The sequence below is a fragment of the Frankia sp. AgKG'84/4 genome, assembly GCF_023242965.2.
Classification (GTDB): domain Bacteria; phylum Actinomycetota; class Actinomycetes; order Frankiales; family Frankiaceae; genus Frankia.
The window spans coordinates 1-13,920 of record NZ_JALKFU020000085.1 but is presented as its reverse complement, the minus strand read 5'-3'; the positions used below and the strand labels follow the sequence as shown (position 1 = coordinate 13,920).

Below are 13,920 nucleotides of genomic sequence, written 5' to 3'. Positions count from 1 at the left end.
TCCGCGGCGGTCGGGTCCACTGCGGTCGGGTCCACTGCGGTCGGGTCAACGCCGGCGTCTGGTCCGCCGGCCGGCGAGTATCCCGAGTGCGGCGAGCGCACCAGCGGCCGTGACCGCGCCGAACAGGACCAAGCTCAGGCCACCGCGCCCAGGCTCGTCAGGTTGGCCCCCCGCCACGGCCACCGGCGCAGGCACGCGCTGGCGCTCCCCCGCCGCGGGAGGCAGGCCGTCCTGGCCAGGCGGTGAGCCAGGCCCGGCGTTACCAGGCCCGGCGGCATCAGGGCCGCTACCCGCGCCGACGGCGCCACCCGAACCGGCACCGGCGCCAACCGCTACTCCCGGCCCGCCCGCCGCGGCGCCTGCCGACCTGGGCTCATCGGAATCGGGGTGGTCCTGTGGGGCGCCGGGCACCCCGAAGATCCCCGGGGGGGGAAAGAACACGAAGCCGGGCTTCGCGGTCGGGATCGGCACGCGGGCGGACGCGGGTGGCGAGACGACCTGTCCGCCGGGGGCGGCCGCCGATGCGGTCGCCACGTTGGTGACCACGCCCGCCGCGACATCCGCGGCCGTGATCACATGGTCGGCGGTGGTGCAGGTCACGACCTGGCGTGGGACGAGGGAGGTGGTGGGGCAGTCGACCGGACCTGCCTTGGGGTCGCTCACGGTCAGCCCGGACAGCATCGTGTTGCCGGTGTTGGACACCGTGATCGTCCAGCGCACCCGGCCAGCCCCGGACCCGCTGTCCTTGTCGACGCCCACCACGGTGCCAGTTTTGGTAACGGTCAGCGCGGGTGTGCCGGTGACGACGATGCCGACAGTGGTCTGGGACGAGGTGGCGGCCATGGCGGGCATTCCCGCCAGCGGCACCATTCCCGCCACCAGGGCGGTCACTAGCAGTGACTGTGATTGTGACTGTGGCCGCGGCTGGCGGCGGTGGTCCACCGGCGCCGCCGGGCCGGCCGTGGGGCGGCGGTCGCGCCGCTGACGGCCGCTCATGACGCCGAGTACCCGGCTCGGTCGCCGCGGGGGAGTGCGGAATTCGCGGACGCCGGCGGCGCCAGCGGCGAGGGAGGGCCGATCAGTCGGCGCCTCCGGCAACGGTCCCGCCGCCATAGGGTCCCCCTCGCTTGGCGTGACGATCAGTTACTCAGAGCAACGTAGCGCTCCTGCGGTTCGGCAGCCAACTCGGTGGGGAGGAGGGGGGAAGCCGACGCCAGGTCCCGGCCCGCGTCCGGCGCCGATCGGGTGATAACCGCCTGCCTGGGTGGCGGTCGGATGAACCCGCCCGCGCAGTGGCGTGCGCCCGCGTGGTCCATGTGGTCCCGTCTGGTCCCGCCGCGCCGGATCCGGCTGTCGATGGCGACCTCCGCCGCGCCGCGCCGGTGGGTGGCGGCGGTCCGCACCTCCACTGCGGTGGCAGGGCGTGGCATGCGACCGCCTGGCGGATTCCGTCTACCCGCACCCACTCACGTCGCTTCGTTCGGGCCGCTCACGTTCGGCTGGTTTGTCCAGCGCGTGCGCGTGCGAGGTCCATGGATCGAACAGGCCAGGCGTCGGCCTCAGGCGACGATCCTTGACGCGGAAAGTAGCTGCCTAAACACTCTGCGTAACTTCTCGAGTAAGCGGGGTAGGGAATGACGAGGAAACTCGGATCGTATCCGGCGCTGCGGCGCGGACTTGTCGTGACAGCGGGTGTCGCGACGGTGATCGGAGGGATGGCTACCGGGGCAAGCGCGGTTCCGGGACAGACTGCGACGCAAAGTACAACCGCCAACGTTATCGTCGGTTCGTCCATCACACTGACCGGTCTGGTCTCCTCTTTCGCGCTGACCGGTAACCCGGGCGAAACCGTAACAAATGCTACTCCACCGGTGACGTTCACGGTGGCGACGAACAACAACGAGGGATACGCCGTGACCGTCGAACCGCAGACGGCGACCTTGAACCCGGCCACGCCGGGTAACACGTCAACCATCCCGATCGGTGACCTTCAGGTGCGGGAAGCGGGCACCACGCCCTTTACGCCCCTGACCTTCGGCACGCCGGTGCAGGTGTACTCACAGGCGGCACCCTCTGCCGAAGGTGGCGACACCCTCACCAACGACTATCAGATCACCATTCCGTTCGTTATCCCGGACACGTACTCCGCGGTCCTCGACTACGTTGCCACGACCCTGTAGTAGTTGCAACTCGGGTAACCCGAAACGGTCCTGAGGCATAGGTAGCCGATCCGACCGGGATTTCCGATTTTCGACCAGCAGAAAAGGACGGAACACATGGCGGCGGTGCGCGTGGTGGCCAGCCGGGTGCGACTGGGTCTGCGCGTAACCGCCGCCGCGGTTCTGGTGTTGTGGGGGGCGGCCCTGGCTGGCCCAGGGCCCGCCGCTCTCGCGTCGCCGCCCGCACCGCACGCGCCGGCTTCGGTGGCTTCCAAGCCGACCGCGGACTTCTCCCTGACGGTGAGCCCGACGAGACTGGTTATTCCACAGGAACAGCTCTCCAAGGATCAGCACTTCGCGGTGACCAATCATGGCCGGCTGCCGCTCGACGTCGTGGTGAATCGGGCGGGTTTCACCTCCGGGCGGGACGGGACCCTGCGGTTCCAGCGTACGGAGGCGCCCTACTCGGCGCTGACCTGGATATCGGCCAGTCCGGCGAAGTTCCACCTGGAACCGGGTGCGCGCCAGGTGGTGGCCGTGCGGATCGCGGTTCCCCGCGATCCTGAGCCGGGTGACCACCACGTGGCGATACTGTTCATGGTGCCGGCCGTCGGTGATCAGAAGCAGATCAAGCTGAACCGGGGCATCGGCGTGCCCCTGTACATCACGGTGCCGGGCCCGGTCGACGACACGGTAAAGATCCCCTCGCTGCGGACGTCGGGGTTCGCGATGGGTGGTCCTGTCCACTTCACGGCGACCTTCCAGGACACCGGCACCGTTCATCGTGACTTTCGCGAAAAAGGCCATCTGAACCTCCAGGTCGACGGGCGCGACGTTGCATTCCCTGACTTCACGGTGCAGCGGGGAACGACGCGGGAGGTCACCGCGCGGTGGGATGATCCGCCGCTTATGTGTATCTGCCGGGCGAAGGTTTCCGTCCCCGGTCCGCACGGGACTCTGCAGAGCGCGAAGGCGACCGTGGTCGTCTTTCCGGTCTGGCCGGCGGTGGCGGTACTGGCCGGCATTCTTGCCATTTCCTTGATCGGTGTGCTCGTGCGTCGGCGTTACCGTACCCAGGTGCTGAAAGCGGCGCGGTCGCTGCGGCATGAGGACGATCTCACCGGCCTGAGTCGGTCCGGGTCGACCGTGCCGCACGACAATGCGGGCGTGGATCTCTTCGGTGACTTCCCAGAATCGGACCCGGGCCCTGAGGGCGACACGCCGAACCGGTAACCGAGACCTCGCGAGTACTCGCTGTTATTAGAAGTATACTTACGGTAATGAGCGGCGTAGGAGTATTCAGACGGCGGAGACCACCGGGGAAATTCGCTGCCCGTCGCCACCGGCGGGCAGGCAAGGTGCTGATCGTGGCGCTGGTCAGCCTGGTCATGTCCGGTTCGATATCAAGTCTCCTGCCCAATGTGGCCTACGCCGCCGGGACCCTGTTGTTCGACCAGCCCTTCCACAACAACACCCCCGACGGACTCGGCAGCGTCGTTCTGCCGGCGCTGCCGACCGGCGCCGCCGGTTCGAACACGGCCTGCCTCACCTCACCCGGGAACTCGACCACCGGCGTTCTGCGCAGTTGTCCGCTCACGGACCCCTCGGGGGCGGGAAAACTGCGTCTGACCAACAATACGACCTTCGTCGAGGGCGGGCTCTTCGGAGCGTCCAGCGTGCCGACCTCGCAGGGCCTGGACATCACCTTCAACAGCTACCAGTACGGCGGGACACACGCGGACGGCCTGGCGCTCGTGCTGGCGGCGGTCAACCCGACGGCACCGACGGCGCCGGCGAACCTCGGGCAACCCGGTGGCGCGCTCGGCTACACGCCCGCGAGTTCCAGCCTGGTGGGGTTGAGCAACGGCTATCTCGGCATCGGCCTGGACGTCTTCGGGAACTACAGCAACAGCACCTACCAGGGCTCCGGCTGCACGAATCCGGCCTATATCTCCACCACGGGCGGGCGCGTGCCGGGCCAGGTCGTCGTGCGCGGCCCCGGCGCCGGTCTGGTCGGATACTGCGCGATCAACAGCACGGCGACGACGACGGCGTCCCCGCCGGTGGCGCTGGGAGCCGCCACCCGCAACGCGTCGAAGGTGCCTGTCGAGGTGGTTGTCAACCCCACCACGTCGACCATTGTCACCGACTCCGGCATCTCGGCGGCCGCCAACACGTACAAAGTGGTGTTCACCCCGGTGGGTGGGACGCCCCGAACACTGCAGGGCGCGCTGCCTGTCGTGCCCGCCGGCCTCTATCCGTCGTCGACCTGGACGACCTCGGGCGGGATCCCGCGCCAGTTGGCGTTCGGCTGGGTGGCATCGACCGGTTCGGTCACCGACTACCACGAGCTCGACGAAGCGCGGGTCGTGTCCTTCAACCCGGTCCCGCAGTTGAACGTGGCCGCGACGAGCTACAACGGCGCGACCCCCCAGCCGGGCGACCCGGTCACCTACACCGTGACCGCCGGGGTCAGCGCCGGGGCCAATGAGCCGTCGCCGATCTCGGTGACCGAGACGGTGCCGGTGGGCGTGGTGCCGGTGGGCGCGTTCGGCTCCGGCTGGGTCTGTCAGGCTCCGGTCGGACGAAGTATCACCTGTACGAACAGCAACGGACCCTTCACCAACGGGACGACGCTCACCCCTGTCACCGTGGTGGCGATCGTGACCTCGTCGGGTGTCACCCCGGCGCTGATCCAGACAACGTCGGTCACCACGTCGTCCTCGATCGACGCGAATCCCGGCTTCGCCGGCAGCACGACGGCGGGGACGGTACCGGCGACACCCACCGCCGTGACCATCGCGCCGACCTCGGGGTCGATCTCCGGCGGCGGTGCCGTCACGGTGAGTGGCACCAACTTCGCCGGCGCGACGGCGATCGAGATCGGGACGACGGCGCAGCAGCAGGCGGGGACGCCGGTGGTGCTGCTGCCGTGTGCGGCGGGACCCGCGGTGGGCTGCTTCACCGTGAACGGCGACGGGTCGCTGCAGATCTCCTCGATGCCCGCCCGGGCCAGTGCCGCGCCCGTCGGTGTCACCGTCGTGACCCGCGGGGTGGCCGGGGTGACCTCGTATGTCTACACGAGTGCCCCCGCGACCCCGGCGGCTCCGACCGCGACCGCGGGCATCACCAGTGCCACGGTCACCTGGGTCGCCCCGGCGAGCAACGGCAGCGCGATCACCGGGTATGTCGTGACGCCCTACCGGGCCGGGGTGGCGCAGACACCGGTCTCCTATGACGCCTCGACGACCACCCGGACGCTGACCGGTCTGACCGCGGGTGCCTCCTACACCTTCACGGTCACCGCCATCAACGCCGTCGGCACGGGCACGGCGAGCGCCCAGTCGAACGCCGTGACGCCCTACGCTCTGCCGGCCGCGCCGACGATCACGGCGGTGAGCGCGGGCAGCACGGGGGCGACCCTGTCCTGGACCGCGCCGGCGAGCAACGGCAGCGCGATCACCGGTTACGTCGTCACGCCGTACATCGCCGGAGTGGCGCAGCCGGCCCAGACCTTCACGGGTACGGCGACCACGCAGACCGTCACCGGGCTGGTCGGGGGCACGGCCTACACCTTCCGGGTCGCGGCGATCAACGCGGCCGGTACGGGGCCCCAGTCGGCCGCCTCCTCGGCGGTGACGATCAACGTCTCGCCGAGCCTGGCCCTGCCGCCGCCACCCACCGGCGGGGTGGGCGCCGCCTACACCGACCAGTTCACCGTCAACGGTGGCACCTCCCCGTTCGTCTGGTCGATCAGCGGCGGAAGCCTGCCGCCCGGTCTCTCGCTCAACGCCGCCACGGGTCTGCTCTCGGGCACGCCGACGGCGGCCGGCAGCTATCCGTTCACGGTCCGGGTGGTGGACGCCAGCGGTCAGGCCGCGACGCAGAACCTGACGATCTCGATCGCGTCGGCGCCGACGTTGCCCTTCCCGCCGCCGCCGGCCGGTGAGGTCGGCGTGGTGTACAGCGACCAGTTGACCGTCTCGGGTGGGACGAGCCCGTTCGTCTGGTCGGTGAGCGCCGGTGCGCTACCGGCGGGCCTCACCCTGAACACCTCCACCGGCCTGCTCTCGGGCACCCCGACCGCCGCGAGCACCGCGTCGTTCGCGGTCCGCGTGGTCGACGCGCTCGGCCTGTCGGCGACGAGGACCGTGAGCCTGGTGATCGCGCCGCGCCCGACCCTCACGTTCCCGCCGCCGCCGCCCGCGCAGACCGGTATCGCCTACAGCAACACCCTCGTGGTCACCGGCGGAACGGCCCCGTTCACCTGGTCGGTGACCGCCGGAACGCTGCCGCCCGGACTCACGCTCAATCCGTCGACCGGCGTGCTGGCCGGCACCCCGACCACCGCCGGCACCTACACGTTCACCGTCGGGGTGACGGACGCGTTCGCCGTCAGCGCCACCCAGGCGGTCACGCTGGTCGTCACGGCCGGTCCGATCGTCATCGTGAAGTCCGCCGGCGCGTCGTCGGTCGCGCCCGGCGGGACCGTGAACTACACCATCACGGCCACGAACACGGCGGCGACGGCCTTCTCCGGTGTGACGTTCACCGACGCGCTGGCGGGCGTCCTCGACGACGCCGTCTACAACGCCGACGCGACCGCGACGACCGGCGCGGTGAGTTTCACCAGCCCGAACCTCACCTGGACGGGGAACCTCGCCGCCGGGGCGGCGGTGACCGTCACCTACTCGGTGACGGTGGCGAACCCCGACACGGGCAACAAGATTCTTTCCAGCGCGGTCTCCTCGACGACGGTGGGGACGACCTGCCCCGTCGGCGGAACGGATCCGGGCTGCGCCAACATCGTCACCGTGTCGATCATGACGATCACCTCGTCGAGCACGGTGACAACCACGCAGCCGGGTGGGGTCGTCGGCTTCACCTACGCGGCGGTGAACGACGGCACGACGCCGTTGCCCAACGCGACCTTCTCGGTGCCCCTCGGAAACCTTCTCGACGACGCGACGTACAACCTGGACGGCCAGACCACCGCGGGAACGATCAACCTGGTCGGCAGTGATCTGGTGTGGACGGGCAGCCTCGCCCCGGGTGCCTCGGTGACGGTGACGTCGTCACTCACGGTGAATAATCCCGACACCGGCAACAAGGTGCTGAGCGCCACCCTCGTCTCGGCCGTGCAGGGCAACACCTGCCCCGTCGGCGCGCCGGCACCCGCCTGCACCTCCACCGTGCCGGTGCTCACCCCGGGCCTGTCTCTCGTGACGACGGCGGACGTCTCCACGACCACCCCCGGCGGCACCGTCACCTACACCCTCGCGCTGACGAACACCGGTGAGACGCCGCTGACCGGCGCGTCCGTCACCGACTCGCTGGCCCGGGTCCTGCCCGACGCGACCTACAACGCCGACGCCACCGCGTCCAGCGGCTCGGTGTCCTACACGGCCCCCAACCTCACCTGGACCGGCGACCTCGCCGTCGGAGCGAGCGCGACCGTCACCTTCACCGTCACGGTGCTCGACCCGGACCCCGGGGACAGGCTGCTGATCAACGCCGTCACCTCGCCGGTGATCGGCAGTAACTGCCCGGTCGGCGGGAGCGCGCCGGCGTGCTTCGCCACGGTCAACGTCCTGCTGCCCGGCCTCGCGATCGCCAAGACCGCGAGTGCGGCGACGACGACCCCCGGCGGGGTCCTCACCTACACGGTGACCGTGACGAACTCCGGCCAGACGCCGTATGTGGGTGCGGCGTTCGCCGACTCGCTCAGCGGCCTGCTCGACGACGCGACCTACAACGGCGACGTCACGGCGTCGGCGGGCACCGCCAGCTACACCGCGCCCACGCTGTCCTGGACGGGGGACCTGGCGGTCGGGGCAACGGCGACGATCGTCTACTCCGTCACCACCCACACCGCGAACACCGGTGACGGGCTGCTGACGAACGTGCTGACCTCGCCGACCCCGGGCAGCAACTGCCCGACCGGAGGCACGGACCCGCGGTGCGCGGTGACGGTGACGCTGAGTGAGCTGACCATCGTGGCGTCCTCGAACGTTCCGTCGACGACACCGGGTGGCGTGGTCGTGTTCACCGGGACGTACACGAACACGGGTCAGACCCCTCTCACGGGAGTCGTCGTGACGGTGGACGGTTCCGAGTTCGGCGACGACGCCACGGCGGTCGGGGACCAGACCGCCAGTTCCGGGACGCTGTCGGTCGGCGCGACGGGCGCGGTGTGGACGGGCGACATCCCGGTCGGTGCGACGGTCACCGTTGCCGGCAGCGCCCGGGTCAACAATCCGGACACCGGTAATCGGCTGCTGAGACTCATCAGCACCTCGAACACCCCCGGCAGCAACTGCCCGACCGCCAGCACCGACCCCAACTGCACCGTCACCGTTCCCGTCCTGCTCCCCGGGCTGACCATCGCGACCGCCGCGGACGCCACGTTCACCGTGCCGGGCGCCACTGTCGGTTACACGATGACCCTGACGAACAGCGGCGAGACCCCCTACACGGGCGCCGTCGTGACCAACTCGCTCGCCGGACTGCTCGATGACGCGACCTACAACGCCGACGCGGTGGCCTCGGCCGGCTCGGTCGGCTACGCCGCGCCGGTGCTCACCTGGACCGGGAATCTCACCGCCGGCGCCGTCGTGACCATCACGTTCTCGGCCACCGTGCTCGCCCCCGACCCGGGCGACAAACTGCTGGTGACCCTCGCCAGTTCGAGCGACGTCGGGAGCACCTGCCCGCCTGCCAGCGGCAACGCGGCGTGTTCGACCAACGTCGCCGTGCTCACCGCGGCGCTGACGATCGCGCAGACCGCCAGCAGCGCCACCGCGAGCCCGGGGGCGACGCTCACCTACACGATCACGGCGACGAACTCCGGCCAGACGTTCTACCCGGCCGCCACGTTCAGCACCTCCCTCGCTGACGTCCTCGACGACGCCGTCTACAACGCGGACGCCACGGCGTCGGTGGGCACGGTCTCCTTCAGCACCCCGACCCTGTCCTGGACCGGCGCTCTCGCTCCCGGTGCCAGCGCCACGATCAGCTACACGGTGACGGTGGACAACCCGGACACGGGCAGCCAGTCGCTGACGAACACGATCGTCTCGTCGTCGACGGGCTCGAACTGCCCGTCGGGCGGCTCCGACCCGCGGTGCACCGCGACGGTGACGACCGTCGCGGCGGCGCTGCTGACGTTCACCAAGACCGCGGGCGGCCCCTCGGTGGCCAGGGGCGGGACGGTGACCTACACGATCACCGTCGCGAACGCCGGCGTCACGCCCTACCTGGGGGCGCAGTTCACCGATGATCTCAGCGATGTCCTGGCCGGCGCCACCTACAGCAACGACGCGACCGCGTCCGCCGGCACGGTGACCTACAGCGCGCCCACCCTGTCCTGGACCGGCAACGTCCCCGCGTCCGCGGCCGTCACCATCACCTATTCCGTGGTGGAGCACGGGGGCAGCGACGACATCCTGGTGAACTCGGTGGTGTCGAACTCGATCGGGAGCAACTGCCCGACGGCGAGCACGGACCCGCGGTGCACCCAGACGGTGACGGTGAGTGAGCTGACCATCGTGGCGTCCTCGAACGTTCCGTCGACGACACCGGGTGGCGTGGTCGTGTTCACCGGGACGTACACGAACACGGGTCAGACCCCTCTCACGGGAGTCGTCGTGACGGTGGACGGTTCCGAGTTCGGCGACGACGCCACGGCGGTCGGGGACCAGACCGCCAGTTCCGGGACGCTGTCGGTCGGCGCGACGGGCGCGGTGTGGACGGGCGACATCCCGGTCGGTGCGACGGTCACCGTTGCCGGCAGCGCCCGGGTCAACAATCCGGACACCGGTAATCGGCTGCTGAGACTCATCAGCACCTCGAACACCCCCGGCAGCAACTGCCCGACCGCCAGCACCGACCCCAACTGCACCGTCACCGTTCCCGTCCTGCTCCCCGGGCTGACCATCGCGACCGCCGCGGACGCCACCGTGACCGTTCCCGGCGCCACCGTGGGGTACACGGTCACGATCACCAACAGCGGCGAGACGGCCTACACCGGCGCGACCGTCACGAACAGCCTCCTCGGCGTCCTGGACGACGCGACCTACAACAGCGACGCCGCCGCCTCCGCCGGGTCGGTGTCCTTCGCCACCCCGACGCTGACCTGGACCGGTGACCTCGCCGTCGGCGCCGTGGTGACCGTGACGTTCACGGTGACGGTGCTCAACCCGGACCCCGGCGACAAACTCCTCGTCAACATCCTGTCCTCGACCGATCAGGGCAGCTCCTGCCCGCCGGCCAGCAGCAACGCGGGGTGCAGTACGACCGTGGTCGTCCTCACCCCGGCTCTGACGATCGTGAAGTCCGCGAGCGTGGCGTCGACCGCGCCCGGAGACATCGTCACCTACACCGTCGCGGTGACCAACGGGGGGCAGGTGCCCTTCACCGGTGCCGCGGTCAGTGACGCGCTTGCCGGGGTCCTCGACGACGCCACCTACAACAACGACGCGGCCGCGTCCGTCGGCACCGTCGCCTTCGTCAGCCCGACGCTGACCTGGACCGGGAACCTGAACCCGGGCAGCTCGGCGACCATCACCTATTCGGTCACGGTCCTGGCGTCAGGTGCCGGTGACGGCCAGCTGACGAACACGGTGAGTTCCACCGTGGCGGGCAACAACTGCGCCACCGGCAGCACCGACGCCCGGTGCTCGGTGTCGGTACCGGTCAGCGGGCTCGCCATCACCCTCGCCGCGGACGTGTCCACGGCCATCCCGGGGCAGGTCGTGACCCTCACCCTCACCGCGACCAACACCGGCCAGACCGCTTATCCGAATGCCGTGGTGGACGCCAACCTCGGGGAGGCGGTGGACGACTCGGACTACAACGGCGACGCGGCCGCCACGACGGGATCGCTGAACCTGGACATCGCCACCGGGCAGCTGGTCTGGACGGGCAGTCTCGCCCCAGGCGAGTCCGTGATCATCACCGCGTCGGTCACGGTGAAGTCGCCCGATCCCGGCGACAAGACCGTGACCGCCTTCGCGTCGTCCACGGCGGCCGGCAGCACCTGCCCGCCGGGAAGCCCGAATCCGGACTGCACGGTGACGGTGAACATCCTCACCCCGGGGCTCACCATCGCCAAGGCGGCCGACCGGACGACCACCACTCCCGGTGACACCGTCACATACACCCTCACCGTGACCAACAGCGGGGAGAGCCCCTACACGGGCACGACGGTGAGCGACGACCTGACCGGTGTCCTACCCGCTGCCGCCTACAACGGTGACGGGAGCGCCTCCAGCGGCACCGTGACCTACGCGGCGCCGACGCTGAGCTGGTCGGGCGACCTCGCGGTCGGAGCCAGCGTGACGATCACCTATTCGGTCACGGTGAACAACCCGGTGCTGGGCGGTCCCGTGCTGATCAACAATGTGACGTCGAACGCGCTCGGCAGTACCTGCCCGACCGGCGGCAGTGGCGCTCCCCCCTGCCGGGTCATCGTCCCGGTGCTCATCCCCGCGCTCACCATCACCAAGACCGCCGCCACCGGCACCGGGAACGCGACCGTCGTCGCGGGCAGCGCCATCGACTACACGGTCACCGTCACGAACACCGGGCAGACCCCCTACTCCGGAGCCTCGTTCACCGACGACCTCACGCGGGTACTCGACGACGCCACCTACAACGCCGACGGCGCCGCGAGCACCGGCACGGTCAGTTTCACCTCCCCTGACCTGACCTGGACGGGCGACCTGGCCGTCGGGGCGACGGCGACCATCACCTACTCGGTCACCACCACACTGCCCGCCGCGGGTGACCGGCTGGCCGTCAACGAGGTCGCCTCCACCACCCCCGGCTCCACCTGCCTGCTCGGCGTGGGGGACGCCGCCTGCACGACCACCACCGCGATCCTGATCCCGGGCCTGACGATCACCAAGACGGCGGACCAGACGAGTGCGGTCCTCGATTCGGCGATCCAGTACACGATCACCGCGATCAACACCGGTGCCGCCGCGTACACCGCAGTGAGCATCTCCGATGACCTCGCCGGGATCCTGGACAACGCCTTCTACAACGCCGACGCGACCGCCAGCACCGGCACGGTCGCCTACACGGCGCCCTCGCTGGTCTGGACCGGGAACCTCGCGATCGGCGAGGCGGTGACCATCACCTACTCGATCACCGTGGACGACGCGGCGACGGTGGGCGCGGCCCTGGTGAACCGGGTGGCCTCCGCCGCCGCCGGCAGTACCTGCACCGGTGTCGGCACCGAGCCGGCGTGCACGACCTCGACCACCGTCCTGGCCCAGACACTCACCCTCACCGGCCTCACCAACTCCTTCACCCTGTCCGGGGAACCGGGTGTCACCGCCGCCCAGGACGGGGCGGTGACCATGACCGTCACGACGAACAGCAGCAACGGCTACACCGTCGCGGTTCAGGGGACGGCGCCGACGCTGACGCCGGCGACCTCTGGCAACGGCGACTCCATCCCGGTGGGTTCGTTGCGGGTCCGGGAGTCCGGCACGGCCGGGTTCACCCCACTCTCGGACGTCGCGTCGGTGGAGGTCCACAACCAGGGCCAGGCGTCCGCGGTGAACGGAGACGCGGTCAGCAACGACTATGCGATCGACATCCCGTTCGTCACCTCCGACACCTACTCCACGACCCTGGACTACATCGCGGCCACACAGTGAGCGGATGTCTGGAACGCCGGGCAGCCGTCGGCCGGGGGACTGTCGGACGTCGCGAGCACCTGCATCCCGTCGCGAGCACCGGGCCCCCGTCGCGGGCCCGCGGTCGATCGCCGACCTGCCGACGGGCCGAGCGGAAAGAGACGCAGATGAGCATCCCGTGCCCGAGAAAGATCCGTGGGGGAGTCGTCCTCGCGGCCGCGTTGCTGGCCGGGCCCCTGGTGCCGGTCGGACTGTCCGCCGTGGCGGCGCCCGCCCTCGCGGCGGACGCGCCCGCGTCGCCGACGGAGGAGGACAGCGCGGGCCCGGACCTGGCGATCCAGATCGACGACGGCCAGACCAGTGTGGCGCGGGGTGACCGTCTCGCCTACACGGTGAAGGTCCGCAACATCGGCACCGTCGACGCGGACGACCTGGTCATCACCCAGCGGCTGCCTCCCGGCACGCACGTCACCGCGGCCGACCGCGACGGGGTCATCGGCGACGGGGCGGTCACCTGGCACACCGGTCTGCCCGCCGGCCGCGCCACCGCCTTCGGCCTGCACGCCGAGGTGACGAAGCCGCCGGGCGGCCAGCTACGGCTCGCCTCCGTGGTCTGCGCGACGGCCGGCGACGACGCCAGGCCGATCGTCTGCGCCGCGGACTCCGACCAGTTGCCGGCGGGCGGGGGCGCGGGGGCGAGCGCGGGCAGCCACGCCTCCAGCGGCCTCTCCGGGTGGCTCACGGCGCTGTGTGTCGGCGTCGGCGTCGTGATGGTGCTTCTCGCCGTCGTCCTGGTGGGGCGTCGGCGGTCGCTGCGGCGATCGGCGCGTACCGGTAGTGGCCATCACCGGGCCCCGGCGGCCGGCCTGTTCGCCGAGGCGGATCACCACGAGGCGGATCGCGACGGGGAAGATCACGATGCGGTGCCGGTCTCGGAACCGCGGTGACCGTGGACCACGCCGGGTGCCCGCCCGACTCGGGCCCGCTCAGCGCGGCGGGCGCACCGTCGCGTAACTCGGGTCGAACGCGTCGTAGGCGGCCTCGTAGGCGCGGCGCACCGCCGCCGACAGACCGCGCAGCGCCGCCGTGCGGCGGGCGATCTCGCTCGCGGTCAC

General features: G+C 70.5%; 5 protein-coding genes. 4 read left to right on the top strand and 1 reads right to left on the bottom strand.

The window, feature by feature from the left end; all coding sequences use genetic code 11:
* Positions 1 to 45 precede the first annotated feature (45 nt).
* Positions 46 to 891, bottom strand: coding sequence for a CLIPPER-2 domain-containing protein (locus MXD58_RS08405; RefSeq protein WP_248840709.1), 846 nt, complete (start codon positions 889 to 891; stop codon positions 46 to 48).
* Positions 892 to 1,682: 791 nt separating this feature from the next.
* On the opposite strand from MXD58_RS08405, the gene MXD58_RS08400 reads away from it, so the two are divergent.
* The 4 genes from MXD58_RS08400 to MXD58_RS08385 all read left to right on the top strand — a co-directional run bounded on the left by MXD58_RS08400 (position 1,683) and on the right by MXD58_RS08385 (position 13,752).
* Complete coding sequence (locus MXD58_RS08400) at positions 1,683 to 2,180, top strand: hypothetical protein (RefSeq protein WP_248840708.1); 498 nt, start codon at positions 1,683 to 1,685, stop codon at positions 2,178 to 2,180.
* Between the two features lie 96 nt (positions 2,181 to 2,276).
* Positions 2,277 to 3,392 carry a fimbrial biogenesis chaperone gene (locus tag MXD58_RS08395; protein WP_248840707.1) on the top strand — a complete coding sequence of 372 codons (1,116 nt, stop codon included), beginning with the start codon at positions 2,277 to 2,279 and terminating at the stop codon, positions 3,390 to 3,392.
* Positions 3,393 to 3,526: 134 nt separating this feature from the next.
* On the top strand, positions 3,527 to 12,826 hold the full coding sequence (locus MXD58_RS08390; protein WP_248840706.1) for a DUF7927 domain-containing protein: 9,300 nt from the start codon (positions 3,527 to 3,529) through the stop codon (positions 12,824 to 12,826).
* A 146-nt stretch (positions 12,827 to 12,972) separates the two neighbouring features.
* Complete coding sequence (locus MXD58_RS08385; RefSeq protein ID WP_248840705.1) at positions 12,973 to 13,752, top strand: DUF11 domain-containing protein; 780 nt, start codon at positions 12,973 to 12,975, stop codon at positions 13,750 to 13,752.
* Positions 13,753 to 13,920: the final 168 nt, after the last annotated feature.

Bases quoted from the DNA above. Each gene is read 5' to 3' on its own strand.
- MXD58_RS08395 (WP_248840707.1), top strand. From the start codon at position 2,277: ATGGCGGCGGTGCGCGTGGTGGCCAGCCGGGTGCGACTGGGTCTGCGC.
- MXD58_RS08385 (WP_248840705.1), top strand. From the start codon at position 12,973: ATGAGCATCCCGTGCCCGAGAAAGATCCGTGGGGGAGTCGTCCTCGCG.